Source organism: Archaeoglobus sulfaticallidus PM70-1, assembly GCF_000385565.1.
Lineage (GTDB): Archaea > Halobacteriota > Archaeoglobi > Archaeoglobales > Archaeoglobaceae > Archaeoglobus_A > Archaeoglobus_A sulfaticallidus.
Map to the genome: position 1 here is coordinate 452,145 of NC_021169.1, position 20,789 is coordinate 472,933.

22 protein-coding genes are annotated in these 20,789 nt (G+C 45.1%); 12 read left to right on the forward strand and 10 right to left on the reverse strand.

Going from position 1 to position 20,789, the window contains the following annotated elements:
• Positions 1-16: 16 nt before the first annotated feature.
• Entirely contained in the window at positions 17-991 is a 975-nt protein-coding gene (locus tag ASULF_RS02455; protein WP_236609706.1) for an NOG1 family protein, read from the forward strand.
• Positions 992-1,010: 19 nt separating this feature from the next.
• On the opposite strand, the gene purB is transcribed toward ASULF_RS02455, so the two are convergent.
• Complete coding sequence (purB, locus tag ASULF_RS02460; RefSeq protein ID WP_048098279.1) at positions 1,011-2,351, reverse strand: adenylosuccinate lyase; 1,341 nt, start codon at positions 2,349-2,351, stop codon at positions 1,011-1,013.
• Positions 2,352-2,446: 95 nt separating this feature from the next.
• Here purB and ASULF_RS02465 point away from each other — a divergent pair, with 95 nt between their 5' ends.
• Positions 2,447-2,869, forward strand: a complete 423-nt coding sequence (locus tag ASULF_RS02465) for a hypothetical protein (RefSeq protein WP_015590116.1) — start codon at positions 2,447-2,449, stop codon at positions 2,867-2,869.
• On the opposite strand, the gene ASULF_RS02470 is transcribed toward ASULF_RS02465, so the two are convergent.
• Positions 2,866-3,147, reverse strand: a complete 282-nt coding sequence (locus tag ASULF_RS02470; protein WP_015590117.1) for a MoaD/ThiS family protein — start codon at positions 3,145-3,147, stop codon at positions 2,866-2,868. The two genes, ASULF_RS02465 and ASULF_RS02470, sit on opposite strands and share 4 nt — an antisense overlap.
• Before the next feature lie 141 nt (positions 3,148-3,288).
• Between ASULF_RS02470 and ASULF_RS02475 the strand changes: the two genes are divergently transcribed.
• Together ASULF_RS02475 and ASULF_RS02480 are read left to right on the forward strand one after the other, a co-directional pair.
• Positions 3,289-4,722, forward strand: a complete 1,434-nt coding sequence (locus ASULF_RS02475) for an AAA family ATPase (RefSeq protein ID WP_015590118.1) — start codon at positions 3,289-3,291, stop codon at positions 4,720-4,722.
• A gap of 69 nt (positions 4,723-4,791) precedes the next feature.
• Complete coding sequence (locus tag ASULF_RS02480; RefSeq protein ID WP_015590119.1) at positions 4,792-6,000, forward strand: VWA domain-containing protein; 1,209 nt, start codon at positions 4,792-4,794, stop codon at positions 5,998-6,000.
• A 12-nt stretch (positions 6,001-6,012) separates the two neighbouring features.
• Here ASULF_RS02480 and ASULF_RS02485 read toward each other — a convergent pair whose 3' ends face one another.
• Positions 6,013-7,224 carry a M20 family metallo-hydrolase gene (locus ASULF_RS02485; RefSeq protein WP_015590120.1) on the reverse strand — a complete coding sequence of 404 codons (1,212 nt, stop codon included), beginning with the start codon at positions 7,222-7,224 and terminating at the stop codon, positions 6,013-6,015.
• A gap of 10 nt (positions 7,225-7,234) precedes the next feature.
• A complete protein-coding gene (locus ASULF_RS02490) occupies positions 7,235-7,696 on the reverse strand; it encodes a transcriptional regulator (RefSeq protein ID WP_015590121.1) in 462 nt (153 codons plus the stop codon).
• Between the two features lie 163 nt (positions 7,697-7,859).
• Here ASULF_RS02490 and ASULF_RS02495 point away from each other — a divergent pair, with 163 nt between their 5' ends.
• Positions 7,860-8,777, forward strand: coding sequence for a polyprenyl synthetase family protein (locus ASULF_RS02495; protein WP_236609707.1), 918 nt, complete (start codon positions 7,860-7,862; stop codon positions 8,775-8,777).
• A gap of 41 nt (positions 8,778-8,818) precedes the next feature.
• On the opposite strand, the gene ASULF_RS02500 is transcribed toward ASULF_RS02495, so the two are convergent.
• Positions 8,819-10,348, reverse strand: coding sequence for a site-2 protease family protein (locus ASULF_RS02500; protein ID WP_015590123.1), 1,530 nt, complete (start codon positions 10,346-10,348; stop codon positions 8,819-8,821).
• A gap of 52 nt (positions 10,349-10,400) precedes the next feature.
• Between ASULF_RS02500 and cutA the strand changes: the two genes are divergently transcribed.
• The 7 genes from cutA to argS are packed head-to-tail and all read left to right on the forward strand — an operon-like array spanning position 10,401 to position 16,550.
• On the forward strand, positions 10,401-10,709 hold the full coding sequence (gene cutA, locus ASULF_RS02505; protein ID WP_015590124.1) for a divalent-cation tolerance protein CutA: 309 nt from the start codon (positions 10,401-10,403) through the stop codon (positions 10,707-10,709).
• Positions 10,710-10,743: 34 nt separating this feature from the next.
• Positions 10,744-11,451: a nucleotidyltransferase domain-containing protein gene (locus ASULF_RS02510; RefSeq protein ID WP_015590125.1), complete on the forward strand. Its 708-nt coding sequence runs from the start codon at positions 10,744-10,746 to the stop codon at positions 11,449-11,451.
• Position 11,452: 1 nt separating this feature from the next.
• Positions 11,453-12,469, forward strand: a complete 1,017-nt coding sequence (locus ASULF_RS02515; protein ID WP_015590126.1) for a radical SAM protein — start codon at positions 11,453-11,455, stop codon at positions 12,467-12,469.
• Positions 12,466-12,849 (forward strand): DUF2551 domain-containing protein, encoded by a 384-nt coding sequence (locus ASULF_RS02520; RefSeq protein WP_015590127.1) that lies wholly within the window; start codon positions 12,466-12,468, stop codon positions 12,847-12,849. The genes ASULF_RS02515 and ASULF_RS02520 overlap by 4 nt, the downstream gene beginning before the upstream one ends.
• On the forward strand, positions 12,839-13,624 hold the full coding sequence (uppS, locus tag ASULF_RS02525; RefSeq protein ID WP_015590128.1) for a polyprenyl diphosphate synthase: 786 nt from the start codon (positions 12,839-12,841) through the stop codon (positions 13,622-13,624). The genes ASULF_RS02520 and uppS overlap by 11 nt, the downstream gene beginning before the upstream one ends.
• Positions 13,621-14,844, forward strand: coding sequence for a peptide chain release factor aRF-1 (gene prf1, locus ASULF_RS02530; RefSeq protein ID WP_015590129.1), 1,224 nt, complete (start codon positions 13,621-13,623; stop codon positions 14,842-14,844). The genes uppS and prf1 overlap by 4 nt, the downstream gene beginning before the upstream one ends.
• Positions 14,845-14,870: 26 nt before the next feature.
• Positions 14,871-16,550 (forward strand): arginine--tRNA ligase, encoded by a 1,680-nt coding sequence (argS, locus tag ASULF_RS02535; RefSeq protein WP_015590130.1) that lies wholly within the window; start codon positions 14,871-14,873, stop codon positions 16,548-16,550.
• Between the two features lie 23 nt (positions 16,551-16,573).
• Here the strand turns inward: argS and ASULF_RS02540 are convergent, their stop codons facing one another.
• From ASULF_RS02540 to mce, 5 genes are read right to left on the reverse strand one after another with little or no spacing between them, the layout of a single operon-like run.
• Positions 16,574-18,217, reverse strand: coding sequence for an acyl-CoA mutase large subunit family protein (locus ASULF_RS02540; protein ID WP_015590131.1), 1,644 nt, complete (start codon positions 18,215-18,217; stop codon positions 16,574-16,576).
• A gap of 51 nt (positions 18,218-18,268) precedes the next feature.
• Positions 18,269-18,688 carry a biotin/lipoyl-containing protein gene (locus ASULF_RS02545; RefSeq protein WP_015590132.1) on the reverse strand — a complete coding sequence of 140 codons (420 nt, stop codon included), beginning with the start codon at positions 18,686-18,688 and terminating at the stop codon, positions 18,269-18,271.
• 9 nt (positions 18,689-18,697) lie between these two features.
• Positions 18,698-18,820 carry a hypothetical protein gene (locus ASULF_RS12270; RefSeq protein WP_015590133.1) on the reverse strand — a complete coding sequence of 41 codons (123 nt, stop codon included), beginning with the start codon at positions 18,818-18,820 and terminating at the stop codon, positions 18,698-18,700.
• A 9-nt stretch (positions 18,821-18,829) separates the two neighbouring features.
• Positions 18,830-20,386 carry an acyl-CoA carboxylase subunit beta gene (locus tag ASULF_RS02550; protein ID WP_015590134.1) on the reverse strand — a complete coding sequence of 519 codons (1,557 nt, stop codon included), beginning with the start codon at positions 20,384-20,386 and terminating at the stop codon, positions 18,830-18,832.
• Between the two features lie 11 nt (positions 20,387-20,397).
• Positions 20,398-20,787, reverse strand: coding sequence for a methylmalonyl-CoA epimerase (gene mce, locus ASULF_RS02555; protein WP_015590135.1), 390 nt, complete (start codon positions 20,785-20,787; stop codon positions 20,398-20,400).
• Between the last annotated feature and the right edge of the window lie 2 nt (positions 20,788-20,789).

Genomic DNA, 20,789 nt, shown 5'->3' on the forward strand with positions numbered 1-20,789 from the left:
ATATTGAATGTTGATTATGTCCGATGAAATGGTTGATGAAGCAATTGATGTTGCTCACAGAAAATTCGAGCCGAGAAAGCTCCCAACAGTTCTCACGGCTGAGGAGCTGATAGATAAAGCTTTCAGGAGGGCTTCAAAGGTTGTAGGAAGAAATAAAAAGGAGAGGGCTATAAACAAGCTCTCAACACTATCAAATGTCTTCAAGGACTACTTTGACAGAATCATCTCAGCCCATCCGAGCTATAACAACCTGCCCGATTTCTACAGGGAGCTTGTAGACATTCTTGTTGGGATAGGAAACCTCAGAAAGAGTCTTGGAGCGCTATCATGGGCTGATACGACGATACAGAAGGTCATAAATAAGGGAATAAGGGAGATAAAGGGTGGAAAGAATCCGGATATCGTTCTGAAATCCACATATGGAAGGATAGCCTCAATTGTTGAGCAGATAGGAGATAGCTTGGAGTTTCTGAACTCAGCAAAGCAGAAGATGAGGGAGATTCCAACGCTGAGTGATGAGCCCACTGTGGTTGTGGCGGGCTACCCTAATGTTGGGAAGTCGAGCCTTGTTTCAGCGATATCCACCGTACAGCCTGAGGTGGCGAGCTATCCATTCACAACAAAGAAGATTTTTGTCGGGAAAGGCAAAATAGACGGAGTTACATTTCAGATAATTGATACTCCAGGTCTGCTCGACAGGCCGATACAGAAAAGGAACAAGATAGAGAGGAAGGCGATTCTGAGCCTGAAGTACCTTGCGAACTGCATTGTTTTCGTCATAGATCCAACAGAAACATGCGGGTTTGAGGTAGAGAAGCAGCAATCTCTTCTGGAAGAGATAAAGAGGGAGTTCAGGGTTCCGATCATAGCTGTTTACAGCAAGGCAGACCTGCATGACTTCAGGGATAAGCCAGCTTACTCAGCCTATACAAAAGAGGGAATAGAAGAGGTATTGAAAATTATCAGGAGTACACTAACTGGGCTGAACTAATCAGGCTCATGTAAGCAAGCTAAGACAGAAGCTCCCTGATGGATTGAACAACGATCTCAACCCTCTTCTTTGCAGTACCGAGGTAGTTCTCAGCTTTCAGAAGCTCTTTTAGCTCATCTGAAGATATGTACTTCTTTACTTCTTCGTTGTCCTTCAGAGCCTCGAAAAGACTCAGCTTTCTCTCGTAAGCCTTCATCGCCGATTCTCTCAAAATCTCGTGAGCACTCTGCCTCCCAACACCTCTTTTAGTCAGTTCAATCATAACAGCCTCGCTAAGGTTTAACTGCTTCTGCTGTTCGAGATTTCTCTTTATGGCTTCCATGTCAAGGCTTAAGCTTTCGACAACCTTTATCATCTTCGTGAGGATGTGATCTACGAGAACCGAGGATTCTACCAGAGTAATTCTCTCTGCAGAAGAGTTTGTGAGGTCCCTTTCCTCCCAGAGTATTGAGCTCTGATGCTGCGGTTCTACGAAACCCCTCACGACCCTTGCAAGCCCGCATATGTTCTCGCTGTCGATGGGGTTTCTCTTGTGTGGCATCGTGGAGCTTCCAACCTGCTTCTTTCCGAATCTCTCCATAACCTCTCCAACCTCGGCCCTCTGCAGTATCCTGAAGTTCGTTGCGATCTTTTCGAGGGTTGTTGAGAGGTTGGCAAGAAACTCCAGATACTCGCAGTAGATGTCTCTCGGAATTATCTGGGAAGATATTACTGCCGGTTTGAGGTTTAAAAGCTCCATAACTCTCTTCTCAATCTCCATACCTTTTTCGCCAAAACTTGCCTGGGTTCCAACAGCTCCACTCATCTGTCCCACGATAAGCCTCTCCCTAATTTCTTTAAGTCTCTGATAGTGCCTCGCAACCTCTGATGCCCATAAGGCAAACCTGAAGCCGTATGTGGTTGGCAGGGCTGGCTGGCCATGTGTCCTTCCAAGGCAGACAACACCCTTGTACTCCTCAGCCTTATGGATGAGGAGTTTCAAAAGCCTCCTGATCTTGCACTCGAGAACCTTCAGCGCATCCCTCAGTTGCGTGGCTGTTGCTGTGTCGATTATGTCATTTGAAGTCGCACCGAAGTGAACCCATCTCGCCGTATCTTCATCGAGCTTAGATGTTATGGCTTTAACAAGGGCCATTATATCATGCTTGATCTCGTCTTCTATCCTCCTAACCTCATCGGGAGTTACCATGAGCATCCTCTTCTTAACATCCTTGGAGTTCATGCTGAAGTATCCGAACTCAGAAAGGGCTTTTAAAAGGCAGAACTCAACTCTGACCATTCTTTTAATCTTACTATCTTCACTCCAGATTCGTTTCATCTCAGGTGTGCCGTATCTGTAGTCGATTGGGTGGACAATCAAGCTCATGCCATAGCATTGGTAAGGGAGGTTAAAAAGGTTTGTTCAGAATTTGCTTTTAGGGTACAATCTAAATAATCCTGTGTTGATGGTAGTCTATGCAAGACGAGATTGCCAAGGCTGTGCTGGAGTTTGCCGGGAGAGTTGAGAATAAGGAGGTGGTGGTTTGCGATGACTTCGCAGCTTTGCTGTCAAAGATCTTCAGGAGGGTTTATGTCATAGCTAGCAGGGAAATGGCCAAGAAGCTGAAAACTGAGCTTGGTGGGCTTGGCATAAGAAATGTTGGAATAGTTGTTGGAAACAACCCAGTTTTCGATTTCAGGGTAAACCTCGTGCTGCTTTCGGGTTTGTGTAAAATGGACATGGAATGGGCTAAAGATGCAGATTACATGATTGTTGTGGAGAAGAAAACGGAGAAGAGTACTGGAATATCTGGATTACCGGTTACAGAGGATTTTGAGATTCTTGAAGTATATACTACCAAAAATTGCAGCATAATCTTCGCAAAAAAGCTTGGCTAACCTCCAGCAACCGGAGGGAACACGGCTATGAGGTCTCCATCCTTTAGCTGAGGAATTCCCTTTATATCCTTCAGATTTCGTCCATTTACCGTTATCAGCCTGTCATCTCTGAATATTCTCTCTTCGAAGTTGCTGTAAACATCATTCAGAAACTCTTCACCGAGAATTCTGCTCGCAGAAACGAAGAAATCGTGTAAGTCTCCCTCGAACTCGACATCCAGTTTCTTTACTCTATACTTCTCTCTGAGTGTGGCGAAAAGCTCAAGGGTGCATCGCATAATTTGATCTCCTACTGATTGTATTTTAACTTTGTTTTCTATGACAATCGAAAATAAATATGCTCAGCAAAAAAGCAATCAGAGAGTACAAAAAGGTCAGAACCAAAACAGTCTTAAGAACGCAGAAGCAAATTGGCTTTAATGGACGATGTGCTGTTTGAGGAAGTTGTTGTTAAGGAATCATCCTCGCCGAAGTATCTGCTCAATGGGGAAGAGGTTGACATCTGGGACTCAGACCTTAGAGAGTATCACTCGAAATCTGTTGCTGAATACATTGCTGAGAAGCTGCTTGAGCTTGAAAAAAATGGAATAGATCCGTTTCCGGAGATTGTCGGTAAGGATATGGAGAAAGAGATGGTAAAAAACGCTCTGCTAAGCGGATCAAACATACTCTTTAAAGGAATGAAGGGGTTCGGCAAAACAACTTTCTCGAAATCCATATCGAAGCTTCTCCCTGAAAGGATTCTTGCGATCAAGGGGTGCAAGATCCACGACGATCCGGCAAGACCAGTCTGCTTCTCATGCAAGAAAAAGGTTCTGGAGGATAACGAGGTTGAGCTAACCTGGGTTGGCAGAAAGTGGGTCAGAATTCTTGGCGATCCAATGATGACAACGAGACAGCTAATTGGCGGGATAAGTATTCAGAAGCTTAGGGAAGGCTACGACATAGACTCTCCCGAGGTATTCTCTCCCGGGAGAATTCTAAAGGCTAACAGGGGTATTGCCTATGTGGATGAGCTTGGTGCGATCCCATCAGCGATGCAAACCCTGCTCCACGAACTCCTCGAGGAAAGGCAGGTTACAACACCAGAGGGGGATATAATCCCGATGAGGATCGATACGCTCTTCATAGCCTCCACAAATCCTGCCAACTACCGTGGAACTGCAGACATAAAAGAGCCTCTGCTTGATAGAATGGAGGAGATATTCATTGGAGAGCCTGAGACCATTGAGGAGGAGATAGAGATCGGGCTCAGGAATATGCGGTTGAAAGGGAGAGCAAGGATACCGGAGTGGCATTTGAGGTGTGTTGCGAGGATCGTGAGGATAGCGAGGAAGAAGGAGGGCAAGTTTTCGAGAATTGAAGTTGAGCCTTCTTGCAGAGCGACGATAAAGATCTTCGATCATCTCGTTTCCTCTGCGATCAGGAATGGCAGGGATGTCACAATGCTCGAGGATTATGGTGTTAATTATGCCAACATAAAACTCGGCCTCAGGAGCAGGATCGAGCTTGATTACGATAGCGGGAATGAGAAAGACAACATCATAGAGGCTTTAGTTGAGGAGGCCCTTAACAAAACCGCCATCGAGGTGTATTCAAAGATCCCGAAGGAGAACTTCAACGATTTTGTGAAAGAACTCTCTGAGATAGGAACACTGGATGTGAGTGAGGTTGATGGAGAGTACCTGAAAGTTTATCCGAATCTGATGGATGTGGTTAGGAGGATAGCAAAGGACGATGCGGAGCTTGTTTCCACCACGGAAATAATTCTGGAGTCTCTGAGGAGATGTACAGGCATTCTTTCCAAGGTAGCGTGTGGAAAATACGAATACACTGGTGAAATGCGTAGATAATCCTAATTTTTTAAATGCCCGCATGGAAAACAATAAATCGGTTGATGAGAATGCTTTTGTGGGGCTGGTATGAACACTCAGAATCAGACTAAACCTGAATGCAGGCTATGCAAAAAGGAAGAGGGCAGAATATCTGAAACCCTTGCTAAGGAGCTTGTGTACTCTCTGTTCAACCCTTATTCTAGAAAAAAAGGAGAGGTGGATGTCAGGGATTACATCAGGGAGCACATGAAGGAAAATCTGTCAGACAGCATCGATGAGTTCAATGAAATAAACACATTCGGTTTTCTGAATACTAACTGGATCGAAAAGATGGACAGGATGGATGAATACAGGAAGGCGAGAGAAAAAGCATGGGAACAGATCAAAAGAGACATAAATGAGGGAAGGATTGATGAAAGTGAGTTGAGCCCAACGGAATTGCTAGACCACCTCAAGGAGGAGATAATAGAGGATCTGGTAAAAGAGGGCTACATAGATGGTTACGAGAGGAGAAGGTACTTCAAAAGAGTCATCTATAACGCCAGAGCGGAAAAGCTGATTGCTGAAAAAATTCTGGAGCTCGTGCTCTCAGAAATCAAACCGAAAATGGTTGGAGATGCGGAGCTGCCCAGGGAAGGGATCTCAATATTCTCCGGAAACTCCATTGTGGAGTACGATCCCTTCATTCATCTCTTCGACAACATCGACATCCATGAGACCTTTGTGAGGAATAAGGGTTTCAGGTTTAAGGATATTGTTGCTAGGGCGCCAAAACACAGAGAGAAGATAGTCTATGTAATGCTTATAGATGTCAGCGACTCCATGCGTGGTAAGAAGTTCGTTGGAGCAATCGAATCTGCAATTGGTCTGAGAAAGGTTATTGAGAGAAGGGCGGAGAAGGAGTTGAGGGTTGTTTCCTTCAACCACGATGTTAGGGAGGTTAACAGAGGAGAGATTCTAAGCTTATACCCTCATGGCAGAACGGACATCGGACTGGCTCTGAGAAAAGCCAGGGAGATAGTGGAGAGGAGTAACTCGAGCGGCGTCATTTTCCTGATCACGGATGGTGAGCCAACATCGAGCTACAACCCACACATCTCACCTTCGATGTGTGCTGTGAGGGAGGCTAAAAAGCTCAGAAATCTGCCCGTGAATCTATCAATACTCATGCTCGGAAATGATGAGAACTTCAGGAGGGTTTGCGAGAGAATGGCTGAAGCTTGCAGGAGATCCAAAATACTTTACTTCTCAGACCCGCTGGATCTAAAAAATTATTTTATGAGGAATTATTCTTGAATTATTCTCAATTTACAGCCTGACGAATGGCAGGTACGCGAATACCTTGGCATCTTCCACGAGATTATCTATTCTGCAGTACTCGTTTGGCTGATGGGCTGTATTATCAACCGTGCTCCACACGGCAGTCTGAAATCCTGCCTTTCTGAAGAAAGCTCCGCAGGTGTTGCCTCCCATTCCATACACTCCTGGTCTTATCCCTCTTACAGATTCTATTGCCCTGCTCAACACTCTCACGACCTCTGAGTTCTCGTCAGTTGGTGGAGAGAACTCCCTCTGCACAACCTCAACCTCGATTCTGCATCCCTTTTCTTTCTCGAAACCTTCTTTCATCCTGTTTACGAATTCTATCACTTCATCAACATTGTATTCTGGCAAAATTCTGCAGTCCATGTAGCTTACATCCAGTCCGGGAATAGTGTTCACATTGTCCACATTGGCTTCCCTCTTTGTGGGCTCGAATGTTGACACGGGAGGCTGGAAAATCGGGTTCGTTTTGCTATATTTATCTCTCAAAGCCCTGTCAATGCCTAAAAGAAACTCCATAGCCATTCTGTTCGCGTTTAAACCTTTTTCCGGCATGCTTGCATGAGTCTGTTTGCCGAAAACCGAGAACTTAAACCACACTACGCTCTTTTCAGCGATCTCAATCATATCTCCCTTCGGAGTTCCACCATCTGGAACGACGATTAGATCATCCTTCTCAAAAACTCCTCTTTTTATCAGCTCTTGAATGCCATACTTACTCCCTGTCTCCTCATCTGCCACAAAAGCGAGACCGAGCGTGTAGTATGGGGTCAAACCAAGCTCCAGAATAGCTTTCCCGGCAATTAAAGATGCTACGAGGGACTGTCCGTTATCCTCGCTCCCCCTTCCATATATCTTCCCATCCTCGACAACGGCCCTGAACGGTGGTGTGTTCCAGAGCCTTTCATCTCCTTCGGGAACAACATCCATATGGCTAACGATCCAGATTGTTCTTTTCTGCTCCCCTCTGATCCTGGCGAGAATGTTGGGTCTGACACCGCCATAGGCTCTGTCGTCTTTTACATCGAGTCTCTCAACATCGAAACCATCCAGATGGCTTTCGATCTTTTCAGCCTTCTTTAATTCTCCCTCTCCTCCAGAATCTGGGCTTATTGCTTTGATCTCAATTATTTTGGATAGGATCTCGATTGCTGAATCCCTCAGACCATCAACTTTTTCCTTCAAATCCGGCAGCATAACCATCAACTCAATTTATGATCTCTTTAATTTTCATTTCAAAATCCCTTATCTTTTCAAGTGCCTCCTTATCGCTTGTCTGCCTCTTTAATATTTCAAGCTCGGTTCTTACAGGAGCCAGAATCCTGAACGGATCATCACCATTAGCCTGATTTAAAACCTCCTCAAGAACACTGAGTTTCTTCCTTGCAACGAAGTCCTTGTTCAGCTCAGCTCTTAACCGCTTGAACAGTTCAGCTATCTTCCTCCCATCTCTGGTGAACTTTACCACTCTGACTCTCCCTTTGAATTCGCTCTCTATGAGGGCGTTCTCCTCAAATTCGCTCAGAACCTTCGATATGTAGCTGTAAGGTGAACCAACTTCCTTGGATATCCCAAGCGGGTAAGCCTCTTCTCCCTTTTCTTCAGCTTCAAGAATCTTCAGCATGATCTCCACAGTCTTCTCATGCAGAAACATCTTTTCGAGTGACAAGTTGATACCTCCCTGATCATTTTATTCCTCGCATTTCTTTAATTTTTTCCTTGGATCAACCAAGGTCAATTAGTGCAACACTATCAGCAAAACTTATAAAAGCTAAACGCTTTGAAATCTTCAGGAAATAATAGTTAGTTTAAATTATTTAATCGGGTGTGTTATGATGATTGATGGGTGGGAGGAATTCAAGATAATCAACAGAGCTTTAAATGAGCTTGTCGAAAACTCAAATTCAATTCCTAAAATAAAGAAGGCTTTAAAATATATCATCTCAGCGGGAGGTAAAAGAACCCGCCCGATAATTGTTTTACTCTCTGGGAAGATGTGTGGTGGAGATTACAACGATGTACTCAATGCAGCAATCTCTGTTGAGTTAATACATACAGCATCACTAGCCCACGATGACATAATTGACAGGGGCGTTATGAGGAGAAATGTCCGAACGCTCCACATAGAATATGACTTGCCAGTAGCGATACTCGTAGGAGACTGGTTAATATCGAAATCCGTTGAGCTGACATCTATCTATGGAGAGGAAATAGTCAAGGAATTCGCGAGTGTCGGGAGGATGATGTCCGAAGGTGAGTTACTCGATGTTTACAGCACTAGGGAAGAGTTCAGTGAGAAGGATTACTTCAAGTGCATAGAGAGCAAAACAGCTTCTCTATTTGCATACAGTGCTAAAAATGCGTGCAGAATAGTATCGGATGATGAAAAGGCTGCAGAAGAGCTCTTCAAATATGGAAGGAACCTTGGAATGGCCTATCAGCTTGTTGATGACCTCATAGAGTACCTTGAGATATACGATGATAAAAGCTCTGAATTTGAGTCAAGAACGCTGCCAATGATTTACGAGGAGAAATACGGCTTTGATGAGGCTATATGCCGAACAATGGAGTTTATCAAGAAATATTCCATGGAAAGCGAGAAAGCACTAGATTACTTCGACCATTCTGAGGAGAGGGAAAAGCTCAGGTATATGATAAACTACATGACAAGAAATCAGATAAGGAGCTACATCGAAAAGAATAAAAGCAAGCTGAACACCCCAAGAGTATCGGCTTATTTAGCTTTTTAGATTTTTTAGCCTGAACTTTTAGTAATCGATTTTTAAACTTGTTAGATCCTGATCAGCTGAAGGTTAGGGATCACGATTGACAGAATTATCGATGCGAAAACCAGTATCGCCAGAACCTTTCCAGTATTCATCGATATCTTTTCTGCCCTGTCTCCATATTTTCTGCTTAACAGCATGGTCATCGTCTCGTGGAATACTCTACCACCGTCCAGCGGTATTGCTGGCAGGCAGTTGAACAGCCCAACATAGAAGTTGATCCACCCGATCCAGTACAGTGTGTTGAGCAGGTAGAATATTGTTTCTCCCTTGTCCTCCCAGAATCCCTGCGGGAGGAAGTAAAAGGAAGTCTCCTCCCCGAAACCTCTGAAATTTAATGGCATCGAGACTAGTATGAACAATCCTTTTGGTGAGGACAGCATATCTGGAATGGACTTCAGCCAGTCGAGAAGCAGGCTGGAGTATGCGATCCTCATTCCTGAAATCTGTTCCTCTACTGAAACGCCCAAAAACCCGCTGTCATAGTTAGGATGCTTTGTAAGCTTTACCTCTTTGGTTATGAACTTTCCATCACTGTATAGAACAACCTCAACAACTTGTTCGGGCTTTGTTTTCTTCATGGCGTTGAAGAAGGAGTTGATGGAATAGGTTCTTTCTCCGTTGATGGAATAAATTATCATGCCCTCTTTCAGCCCGGCATTTTTTGCCGGATAGCCATCGAGCAGGTAAACTATCCTGGGTCCAGCAAGGTTCTCAACTTTTATCTCCTTTACAACCCCATTTTTTTCGATCTCGATTGTTAGTATCTCGCTTTTCAGAACTTTATCCATATCTTCAGGGGTTTTTACCTCCACACCATTGATCTTCGTTATTATGGAATCTTTTTCCACTAAGCCATAAAGTGGAGAGTCTTCGTACACCCCAATGACGCTGACAGTTGGACTTAAAAAGTTGATCAGGTAGAAGAAGAGGGAGAATGCAAAAATAGCCACTATGAAGTTGCTTATAACCCCAGCCGAGAATATTCTTATTCTCTGAATTCTTTTTACGCTCTGACTCATCAACTGTCCTTCATCAGGCTCTGCAAAACCACCTATTGGGACTAAAGCGAGTATTATGCCCATGGCTTTTACCTTAACACCCTCTACCCGGCATAGTATTGCGTGGCTGAACTCATGGACGACAAGTGTTACGAGCAGTCCTATAACCCCCCACTCAAACGGGATCCAGTCGTTTACACCGGGAATGAGCAGAATATTTTTCGGATTTGTAATCTCTGACGGAGGAGGTGGGTTTGTGAACAGGACTATGTCCATCAGTATTATCAGAACGAACATGAAAATCATTCCGGCAAATACTGCTGGAATTCCTGCGTTTGCAAACAACCTCCAGAATCTTTTCTTTTTTCCGATCTTATCTATCAGTTCAAGTCCTTTCTCTGTTTTTATCATCAGAATTGGACCATAAGCTGTGATTCCATGCTTTTCAAGAATTTTCTTGGAGTTAAGGATCGCAACAACTACCCAGTAAACGATAAATATTCCGACACCCAGCAGCAATGTGTGGGAAACCATTTATTTTACCTCTCTCCTCTTTCAATTTAAAAAACCATTGGAGGGTTGTTGTATGTATTTGTTCATATATGTTACGGCTAAGGATGAAGAGGAGGCTGAAAAGATAGCAACAGTCCTGCTGGAGAAAAGGCTGGTTGCCTGCGTGAACATGTTCAACATAAAGTCGATGTACATCTGGGAGGGGAAGATTGAGAAATCTCCGGAGGTTGTGATGATCCTCAAAACTAAAGCGGAAAAGTTTAAGGAGATAAGGGATGAAATAAAGAGGATACACAGCTATGAAGTGCCATGTATATGTGCGATTAGCATAGAGGATGGACTGAGAGAGTTCCTGAGCTGGATCGATGAGACTGTAGGATGAATGGAAGGATGAATGTAATGCGAAGGATAAGGAAATGAGAAAGAAAACGGCCATATTTGGGGAAAGCAGGAAGGTTGTTTACTCCGAAGAGAGATGGAATCTCCTTGAGGAGAAGAGGGACAGGGCTATAGAAATAATGGAAAAATTCGAGGAGAGGGCGATCCCTTCCGGGGTTTACGGTAGCGTGGCAAGAGGAGATGTAAATGTGAGCAGCGACATCGACATCTTTGTCAATTTAAGGCTGCCATCGTATCTGATCGAGCTACTCGTTGAGGACTTTGGGATTCTGGAGAGGAAGATCGTTCAGGCCACTCCGAACTATGCGATAAAGGGTGACATAGCTCTGACAGACAACACCAAAATAAGCTTTCCGCTTGTTGGCTTTAAGGATAGGGAGATCGAGTTTTACAGGTTCGGTGGATTTCTCAACTACAAACAGCTTGAAAAAAATGAGAGGGTTGCAGGGGTTGATAAAAGGCTGATGCTGATAGTTCCCAAGGAGTACGGCCATTTAGAGATGCCGATAACGGATATAGATGAGATTGAACTTTCCAAAATTGTGGGAGTAAGTTTGGACATAATCAGGGAGCGAAAAAGGGTGCTTGAGAGGAGGAGGGAGACCGGTAGGACAGGAGTATTTTTAAACCAATTGGTTCCAGATCATGAAAGTTTCGAGTCATATCTCGAGCAGATAGCCAGTAAAAATCCCGCAGTAAGGAAAGTGCTTAGGGAAAGGGGTTGAGATGAGAGAGATAATAGAGATCGAAGAGGGAAGCTACTACACATACCTTCCCGAAGGATGTGAAATATGCAGGGATGGTGGGAAGCTCGTGCTATTCCTCACAGGAGAGTGTGTACACTCATGCTACTACTGCCCGATCTCTGAGGAGAGGAAAGGCAAAGATGTGATGTTTGCCAACGAAAGAGAGGTAAAATCCCTCGAGGACATTGAAAAAGAAATTGAGCTGATGTCCGCAGAGGGGGCAGGAATAACTGGGGGAGAGCCATTAGCCAAGCAAAAGAGGCTACTGGAAGTCCTTAAATTTTTGAAGGAGTTTGATATGCACATACACATTTATACGAGCATCCCGGCTGGATGGAGAACGATTGAGAAAATTGCTGACTACACGGATGAGATAAGATTCCATCCGGTCGGGCTTGAAAATGCCGAGAAATTCATCGACAGTATAAGGTATGCCAAGGAACTGGGGATAGATGCGGGATTTGAGATTCCAGCCCTGTACTTCAAGCCGGACATTGCGGAGATAGCGAACTCCCTCGACTGCTTCGTGAATCTGAACGAACTCGAATTCTCTCATACGAACTATGAAAAGCTGATCGAGAGGGGATATAAGGTTGATGAGTTCTATGGATCGATCGGGAGTGATGAAATCGCTGATAGCTATCTGCGGGTAGTAAGGAAATTCCATTACTGCACCGCGACATTCAAAGATGCAGTTCAGTTCAGGAGGAGACTCCTCAGGATGGCTTTAAACCATCCGGAGATGTATGATGTCTTAGAGGATGGAACGATAATGTGTGGTTTGCTTAAAGGAGATGGAGAAAAAATTCAAAAAGCCATTGATTTTTTAACTATGGTGTCTGAAGAGTATGTTAGGATCTCGGATATTGAGGTTGAGATCCGAACTGAGACAGCGAGAAGGTATCTTAACAAATTCAAAGAAATTGGACTTGAGGTCAGCATAATCGAAAGATATCCTACATCGAAAAGAATCATCGTTGAGGTAGAGCCGCTATGAGCGTGAAAGATGAAGGAGTGAAAGGTGAAGAAGTGAAGGAGTCTGCCGATGTTAATCCCAAGGTGACGAAAGAAATAGAGGTTAGGCTCAGGAAGTACCTTGATAGAGACAAAAAGAAAGTTAGGTCAGCCCTGCTCAGGATTCTGCTTAGCGGAAAGAAGTACACGACGGATGAAATCTACGAAGAGCTGAAAGCATCTGGTGTTGATATAAAGATGAGGGGAGTCTCTGCGATGGTTGGTTTGATAAGTGCGAGATTGGGAATAGTGAAGATGGAACTTGGAAATAAAAACAGGTATTACCTCAAGAAGGAGTATTACGATCTCGTAAGAAGGATTCTTGAAGAGTACATGATAAAGGCTGAGAAGAATGAGGATTAATCTGGGGATAATATACAGAATATATGAGAAAAAGCTCACTTCTGAAGTATTAAAACGGCAGATGCCGTCTCACATAGCCATCATTATGGATGGTAATAGAAGATATGCGAGAAGTAGGGGTATGCCCGTTAAAATGGGTCATTATTTCGGATCCAAGAAAGCTGAAGAGGTTCTGAACTGGTGCTGGGAACTCAGGATCAAAAACCTTACAGCCTATGCTTTTTCAACTGAAAATTTCAGAAGGGATAATGAGGAGAAGAAGAACATCTTCGAGCTGATGAAGAGAGAGTTGAGGAGGCTGGTTGAGGATCCAAGAATCCATAAAAATAAGGTTAGGGTTAGGATAATAGGCAGAAGAGATCTTCTGCCTGAAAGCCTCATTGAGGTGGTTGAAGAGGTTGAAAGAAGGACTAAAAAGTATAAAAATTTCTTTCTGAATCTGGCCATAGCCTATGGCGGAAGACAGGAAATTCTGGATGCGATAAAGAATATCCTCAGGAATGTTAAAGACGGTAAAATAGATCTGGATGATATAGATGAGAACCTGATTGAGCAGCATCTGTACACCAACTGCGGGAATCCCAAAGTTGATCTGCTCATAAGGACTGGAGGAGAGCAGAGGTTATCGAACTTCCTTCCGTGGCAGTCGGCAAAGGGAGTTGCCTATTTCTGTGACATTTACTGGCCCGAGTTCAGGAAGATAGACCTCCTGAGGGCGATAAGGACATGGCAGAACCTTAAGGAAAGAGAAATTCAAGGAGAGGTGATTTCATGACTTCCAAGCTGACATATGAGTTTAAGAGGAAGCTTGAAGAGCTGGAAAAGATGAAGGGTAGGGGAACCGAGCTTATAACCCTGTACATTCCTCCTGATAAGAACATTGCCGATGTTGCAAACCAGCTGAGGAGTGAACTCAGTCAGGCGGCTAATATAAAGTCCAAGCAAACGAGAACGAGTGTTATGGCTGGTCTGGAGGCGATACTTCAGAGGTTGAAGTACTACAAAAAACCACCAGAGCATGGAATGGTCATACTGAGCGGAAATATCGATCTCGGAGGGGGGAAACAGAAGCAGATAACAGAGATAATTGAACCTCCAGAGCCGGTACCGCTTTACAAGTACCACTGCGATTCGAGCTTCTATCTCGAACCTCTGAAGGATATGCTGAAAGAAAAGAAGGTCTATGGCTTGATAGTGATAGACAGGAGGGAGGCGGCGATTGGACTGCTAAGGGGGAAGAGGATCGAGGTTTTGAACTATGCCTCATCGATGGTTCCGGGCAAGCACAGACAGGGTGGTCAGAGCAGCGTGAGGTTCGAGAGGCTGAGGGAGATAGCGATCCACGAGTTCTACAAGAAAGTTGGTGACAAAGCAACTGAAGCTTTGCTCCCGCATCTCGAAAATCTGGTTGGGGTTTTGATAGGAGGGCCAAGCCCGACAAAAGAGGAGTTCTATGAGGGAGAATATCTGCATCACGAACTTCAGAAGAGGATAATTGGGTTGTTCGATGTAAGTTATACGGATGAGAGCGGGCTTTACGAGCTTGTGGAGAAAGCGCAGGACAAGCTACAGGAGCTGGATCTGATCAGGGAGAAGAAGCTGATAAGCAGATTTCTGCATGAGATCGCAAAGGATGGGCTTGTTGCATATGGCGAGGAGGAAGTAAGAAAGTATCTTGAGATCGGAGCGGTTGATATACTATTGCTGAGCGAGGATTTGAGGTATGACAGGGTTAAATACAAATGTCCTGTATGTGGGAAAGAAGAGATCGTTACACTGAGGCAGGGAATGGAAAAGATTCCGAAATGTGAGGAAGATGGAGTTACGATGGAGGAGGTTGAAAGGGAGGACGTTGTGCTTGAGTTAACTGAGCTTGCGGAATCCATGGGTGCAAGGGTTGAGTTCATATCAACGGAATCTGAAGAGGGAGCAATGCTGATGAACGCTTTTGGTGGCATAGGTGCTATCTTGAGATTTAAGCCCGAGAACAATTAGATGGGCTTGGATAGTTAGGTGAGATTATGTTCAGAATCTTCAGAAAGGATGTTGAAAAAGCGTTAGAAAGCGTTTTGGGCTATTCTGTAAGCAACTTTGTTAGGGAGAGCGAGCATGCTGACCTCTCATGCACAGTAGCCTTTAAGCTTGCTAAGGAGAGAGAAAGAAAACCAAACGAGATTGCTGAAGAGATTGTGGAAGAGCTTGTAGATGAGATCTCCGAGTATATCGGAAGTGTTGAGGCCGTAAACGGATACATAAACTTCAACGCCAGTTATGAGTTTTTGGAGGATGCTGTTAACACGATACTCGATGAGGATGAGGATTATGGCTCCATGACGGAGCAGGGAGAAGTTCTGATAGAGCATACCTCAGCAAATCCCGATGGGCCCTTGCACATAGGACACATAAGGAACTCGATAATAGGAGACACCCTCGCAAGAATTTTCAGAAAAGCTGGCTTTAATGTCACCACCCAGTACTACATGAACGACATGGGCAGGCAGGTGGCTCTGGCTGTTCTCGGCGTTAGGAGATTTGGTCTGAGCGATGAGAAACCGGATCATGCCGTGGCTAAAGCATACATAGAGATAAACAGGCTCATGGAAGATAATCCTGAGGAGAAAGAGAAGATTCAGGCTGAGGCGGATAGGATAATGCTCGATTATGAGCTTGGCAAGGAGTATGCGGTGGAGGAGTTCAGAAGGGTAGTTGAAACTGCATTGACGGGGATAATGGAAACGCTCTCAAACCTGAACATTGAGCATGATGAGGTTGTATGGGAATCGGAGTTCATAAGGAACGGTTATGTTGATAAGGTTCTCAAGAAGATTGAGGAGCTTGGGTTGCTGTTGAAGGATGGAGCCTGGTTCATAGATCTTCAATCAAAGGGATATGAGAAGAATGTTGTTGTCAGGAGAGAGAACGGGACAACGCTGTATATCACAAGAGATCTGGCATATCATGCCTGGAAGAATGAGAACTTTGAGAGGTTCATAAACATTCTCGGTTCAGATCACAAGCTTATCGGGAAGCAGCTGAGCGATATACTTCAGCTTCTTGGGCTCAAACCTCCTGAAATAGTGTTCTTTGAATTCGTCTCTCTGCCTGAAGGGTCGATGAGCACGAGGAAAGGCAAGTTCATCTCAGCTGATGATCTAATAAGAAGGGTTTACAACGAAGCCTACAGTCTCCTCAAGGACAGAAACTTCAGCGAGGAGGAGAAAAAGGAGATAGCGAGGAGTGTAGCTGTGGGTGCTCTAAGGTTCGACTTCGTCAGGGTGTCTCCAGAGAAGCCCATGACCTTCGACTGGAAGAAAGCCCTCGATTTCGAGAGGCAGACGGCAAGCTACATCCAGTACTCCCATGCAAGGGCGTGCAGCATAATGCGAAAGGCTGTGGAGAAGGGTATGCCCGATCTTGAAATTTCTGGAGAGATTTGCACAATGGAAGAGAGGAAGCTGATCCTGACACTCTCGAAGTTCACAACGGTCATTGAGAGAATACTTAGGGAGCTGCGACCAAATGTCTTCGCGGACTATCTCATGGATGTGGCGATCAGGTTCAACGACTTCTACACGACTCATCCAGTTCTGAAGGAAAGCAGCGAGGTAAGGATGCACAGGCTCGCAATAGTCGATGCCACAAGGATAGTTTTGAAGAACGGCCTCGAGCTACTGGGAATAGATGCACTGGAAAAAATGTAACGGAGTTGAAATAATATAAAAGGTTAAAAGACCTGCGGGGCCCTGAATTCACCAAAAACCTCTCTCAGAACATCCGTGATCTCACCAAGCGTTGCCTTGGCCTTGACACACTCGAGTATTGGCGGCATAAGATTGTCGCCACTCTCTGCAGACCTTCTCAGCTTATCCAGTGCCGATTCAACCTTTGACTTATCTCTGCTATCTCTGAACCTCTTTAACCTTTCAATCTGCTTTCTTACCATGTTTTCATCTATTCTGAGAATCTCAAGCTGGATCTCCTCTTCGATCTGGTACTTATTCACACCAACAACCGTAATCTCTCCGGAGTCTATCTTCTTCTGCTTTTCATAAGCGCTCTTCTGAATTTCCCTCTGTGGGAATCCCTGCTCTATTGCTTTGATCATTCCGCCCATCTCATCTATCTTCTCGATGTACTTCATCGCTTCCTCCTCTATTTTGTCGGTAAGCCATTCGAGATAGTAACTACCCCCGAGTGGATCGACAACATCAGCAACTCCGCTCTCTTCAGCAATGATTTGCTGAGTCCTTAGAGCTATTCTTACAGCTTTCTCCGTTGGCAGGCTCAGAGCCTCATCGAAGCTGTTGGTATGCAGGCTCTGGGTCCCTCCGAGCACCGCAGCAAGAGCCTGAATCGTAACCCTGATAATATTGTTCTCGGGCTGTTGAGCTGTCAATGTGCAGCCAGCGGTTTGGGTGTGGAACCTGAGCATCATCGACCTCTTGTCTTTGGCTCCAAACCTGTCTTTCATTATCTTGGCCCACAACCTCCTTGCCGCCCTGAACTTCGCAACCTCCTCAAGCAAATTGTTTCCAGCAGCAAAGAAGAAGCTCAGTCTTGGAGCGAACTCATCAACCTTCATCCCCCTCTCGATAACCTTCTCGACATAGGTGATTCCATCAGCCAGCGTGAATGCGACCTCCTGAACTGGAGTTGCTCCAGCCTCCTCCATGTGATAGCCTGAGATGGATATCGAGTTCCACTTAGGAACCTCTTTCGCACAGAACATGATTATGTCCGTTGCGAGCTTTATCGAAGCCTCTGGCGGGAAGATGTATGTCCCTCTCGCGATGTATTCCTTCAGCATGTCATTCTGCACAGTTCCTCTGAGCTGAGCTCTCGACACTCCCTGTGATTCTGCTATTGCTATGTACATGCTCAGTACCTGAGCGCAGGTTGAGTTGATCGTCATCGATGTTGAAACCCTATCAAGAGGAATCCCATCGAAGAGTATCTGCATGTCCTCTATCGTGTCAATGGCAACTCCAACCTTGCCAACCTCTCCGGCAGCCATTGGGTGGTCTGAATCATATCCGATCTGGGTTGGCAGATCAAAAGCAACACTCAAACCGGTCTGACCCTGTTCAAGCAGATACTTGTACCTCTTGTTCGTCTCTTCGGCAGTGCCAAAACCAGCATACTGCCTCATTGTCCACAGCCTTCCTCTGTACATCGTTGGGTAAACTCCTCTTGTGAACGGATATGCACCGGGAAAGCTCAGCTCCTCTTCATAATCGATTGTTACATCTTCAGGTGTGTAAACTCTATCAACCTCAAAACCAGAAGCGGTTTTAAACTCCTTTTTCCTCTCTCCAGCCTTCTTCAGGAAGGGATCGAGATATTTTTCCTCCCACTCCTTCTTGTTCATAATTCACCTCCGAATGTTAATATTAATTATTTTAAATAATTTCAAAAAAATTTAAGAAATGTATGCTACAACATCTCCGGCAGACACTCTGTCTCCTTCTTTAACTGTGATCTTGGTTATCTTACCGCTCTTCGGAGCAGATATGGCATTTTCCATCTTCATGGCTTCGAGAATCAGTATGTCTTCTCCCTCTTCAATCTCTTCTCCCTCATTCTTCAGAACTTTGGTTATCACGCCAGCCATCGATACCTTAACCGGGGTTCCCTCACCAGCCTCAACCTTTTCAGCTTTCTCAACTCTCTCAACTCTCTCCACTTTCTCCACTTTCTCCTCAACAGGCTTTGCAAATGAAACCTCTTCAACCTTTATCGTTGCAGTCTTTCCAGAAACGCTGACGGAGAAGACATTCGGTTCGATCTCCTCAACCTCCACATCGTACTTCTTGCCCTTAACAAAAACGCTATACTTCATCGCACCACCTCACAACCTCGAGAGCATCTTCCAGTAGCTGAAACCCCTCTTTACTTCCGGTGGTCTCTCCCTCGACTCCATCAGATACCTGTGGATGGCAGCAATTGCCGCAACAAACTCATCAGCCTCCATTCTATCACCTCAGAGCGGTATGTTTCCATGCTTCTTTGGAGGCAGCTTCTCCCTCTTTGTATCTATGATTCTCAAGGCGGAGATTATCTTGCTCCTCGTGAATTTTGGATCGATAACATCGTCTATGTAACCCCTCGATGCAGCCCTGTACGGGTTGGCGAACCTCTCTCTGTATTCAGCAATCTTCTGTAGCTTGGTCTCCTCTGGGTTGTCAGAAGACTTTATCTCCTTCCTGAAAACGATCTCTGCAGCACCTTCTGGACCCATTACTGCTATCTCTGCTGTTGGATAGGCGTACACTATGTCAGCTCCAAGATGCTTGCTTCCCATCGCTATATAAGCTCCTCCGTAAGCTTTCCTCAGGATTATCGTTACGAGCGGAACGGTAGCCTCGCTGTAAGCGTACAGAATCTTGGCACCATGTCTGATTATCCCGCCATATTCCTGATCAACTCCCGGCAGATAGCCCGGAACATCCATGAAGGTTATTATCGGGATGTTGAAGGCATCACAGAACCTCACAAACCTCGCTATCTTATCGCTCGAGTTGACATCGAGCGTTCCGGCGAAGAACTTTGGATTGTTGGCTACTATCCCAACACTCCTGCCATCCATCCTTGCGAATCCAACAGTAGCGTTTGGTGCGTAGTTTGCATGGATCTCAAAGAACTCCCCATTATCCACGACCTCTCTGATCACATCTCTTACATCGTAGGGCTTCTGCGGGTCCTCAGGGATTATATCGTATATTCTTGGAGTTGTTCTCGCAGGATCATCTCCTGTTTGAATTACAGGGGGATCGTCGAGGTTGTTAAGAGGGAGATAACTAATCAGCTTTCTTACGAGCTGTAGTGCATGAACATCATCCTCAGCAACAATATGACAGTTCCCGCTTTTTACTGCATGAGCTTCCCATCCACCAAGCTCCTGTGGAGTTATCTCTTCACCAGTAACGGTCTTGATAACCCCTGGCCCGGTTATGAACATGTAACACGACTTGTTCTTGGTCATTATTATGAAGTCCCCTATTGCAGGGCTGTAAACCGCTCCTCCAGCACATGGACCCATGATAACAGATATCTGCGGTATTACACCGCTTGCGAGGGTGTTTCTGTAGAATATGTCTCCGTATCCCTTCAGGGCATCAACACCCTCCTGAATCCTCGCCCCTCCTGAGTCATTGAGTCCTATTATCGGAATTCCCATCTTCATTGCGAAATCCATGATGTAGGCGATCTTGTATCCGTGCATCTCTCCAAGGCTTCCTCCCATGACGGTAAAATCCTGGGCGAACACTGCAACAGGCCTGCCATCTATCGTTCCATAACCAGTTACAACACCATCTCCTGGAAGGTAAACCTTATCGAGGCCAAAATCTGTGTTTCTCTTCTCCACAAAGGGATTTATCTCGTTAAAACTTCCCTTGTCGAGCAGTATCTCTATTCTCTCCCTCGCTGTCAGCTTTCCCAGCTCGTGCTGCTTCTTTATCCTTTCCTCCCCACCCATCTTTTTTATCGTTTCCTTTCTCTTATACACCTCGTTAACGAGATCTTTCATCTTTTTCATTGAATCCCTCCTCAACCCTCAACGAACTCCAGCAGCACACCTTTAGTGCTTTTCGGATGTACGAATGCAACCTTCTTTCCACCGGCACCAATCCTTGGCTTCTCGTCGATGAGCGTCAATCCCTCTGCCTTGACCTTTTCGAGGGCTCTCTCAATGTCTTCAACATTTATGGCGATGTGGTGTATTCCCTCACCCCTCTTCTCAATGAACTTGGCAATGGCGCTTTCTGGAGATGTAGCTTCAAGCAGTTCGATCTTGCTTTCTCCAACAGGGAGCATGGCAACCTTAACCTTCTGTTCCTCAACCTCCTCAATTCCCTTTACCTCAAAACCGAGCTTTTTGTACAGTTCAACGGCCTCATCCAGATTTTTTACAGCGATACCGATATGGTCTATCTTCATAT

What these genes read in the sequence shown, in the direction of transcription:
- ASULF_RS02455 (WP_236609706.1), top strand. Translation starts at nt 17, where the DNA reads ATGTCCGATGAAATGGTTGATGAAGCAATTGATGTTGCTCACAGAAAA.
- ASULF_RS02465 (WP_015590116.1), top strand. Translation starts at nt 2,447, where the DNA reads ATGCAAGACGAGATTGCCAAGGCTGTGCTGGAGTTTGCCGGGAGAGTT.
- ASULF_RS02470 (WP_015590117.1), bottom strand. Translation starts at nt 3,147, where the DNA reads ATGCGATGCACCCTTGAGCTTTTCGCCACACTCAGAGAGAAGTATAGA.
- ASULF_RS02475 (WP_015590118.1), top strand. Translation starts at nt 3,289, where the DNA reads ATGGACGATGTGCTGTTTGAGGAAGTTGTTGTTAAGGAATCATCCTCG.
- ASULF_RS02480 (WP_015590119.1), top strand. Translation starts at nt 4,792, where the DNA reads ATGAACACTCAGAATCAGACTAAACCTGAATGCAGGCTATGCAAAAAG.
- ASULF_RS02485 (WP_015590120.1), bottom strand. Translation starts at nt 7,224, where the DNA reads ATGCTGCCGGATTTGAAGGAAAAAGTTGATGGTCTGAGGGATTCAGCA.
- ASULF_RS02495 (WP_236609707.1), top strand. Translation starts at nt 7,860, where the DNA reads ATGATGATTGATGGGTGGGAGGAATTCAAGATAATCAACAGAGCTTTA.
- ASULF_RS02500 (WP_015590123.1), bottom strand. Translation starts at nt 10,348, where the DNA reads ATGGTTTCCCACACATTGCTGCTGGGTGTCGGAATATTTATCGTTTAC.
- cutA (WP_015590124.1), top strand. Translation starts at nt 10,401, where the DNA reads ATGTATTTGTTCATATATGTTACGGCTAAGGATGAAGAGGAGGCTGAA.
- ASULF_RS02510 (WP_015590125.1), top strand. Translation starts at nt 10,744, where the DNA reads ATGAGAAAGAAAACGGCCATATTTGGGGAAAGCAGGAAGGTTGTTTAC.
- ASULF_RS02515 (WP_015590126.1), top strand. Translation starts at nt 11,453, where the DNA reads ATGAGAGAGATAATAGAGATCGAAGAGGGAAGCTACTACACATACCTT.
- ASULF_RS02520 (WP_015590127.1), top strand. Translation starts at nt 12,466, where the DNA reads ATGAGCGTGAAAGATGAAGGAGTGAAAGGTGAAGAAGTGAAGGAGTCT.
- uppS (WP_015590128.1), top strand. Translation starts at nt 12,839, where the DNA reads ATGAGGATTAATCTGGGGATAATATACAGAATATATGAGAAAAAGCTC.
- prf1 (WP_015590129.1), top strand. Translation starts at nt 13,621, where the DNA reads ATGACTTCCAAGCTGACATATGAGTTTAAGAGGAAGCTTGAAGAGCTG.
- argS (WP_015590130.1), top strand. Translation starts at nt 14,871, where the DNA reads ATGTTCAGAATCTTCAGAAAGGATGTTGAAAAAGCGTTAGAAAGCGTT.
- ASULF_RS02540 (WP_015590131.1), bottom strand. Translation starts at nt 18,217, where the DNA reads ATGAACAAGAAGGAGTGGGAGGAAAAATATCTCGATCCCTTCCTGAAG.
- ASULF_RS02545 (WP_015590132.1), bottom strand. Translation starts at nt 18,688, where the DNA reads ATGAAGTATAGCGTTTTTGTTAAGGGCAAGAAGTACGATGTGGAGGTT.
- ASULF_RS12270 (WP_015590133.1), bottom strand. Translation starts at nt 18,820, where the DNA reads ATGGAGGCTGATGAGTTTGTTGCGGCAATTGCTGCCATCCACAGGTAT.
- ASULF_RS02550 (WP_015590134.1), bottom strand. Translation starts at nt 20,386, where the DNA reads ATGAAAAAGATGAAAGATCTCGTTAACGAGGTGTATAAGAGAAAGGAA.
- mce (WP_015590135.1), bottom strand. Translation starts at nt 20,787, where the DNA reads ATGAAGATAGACCATATCGGTATCGCTGTAAAAAATCTGGATGAGGCC.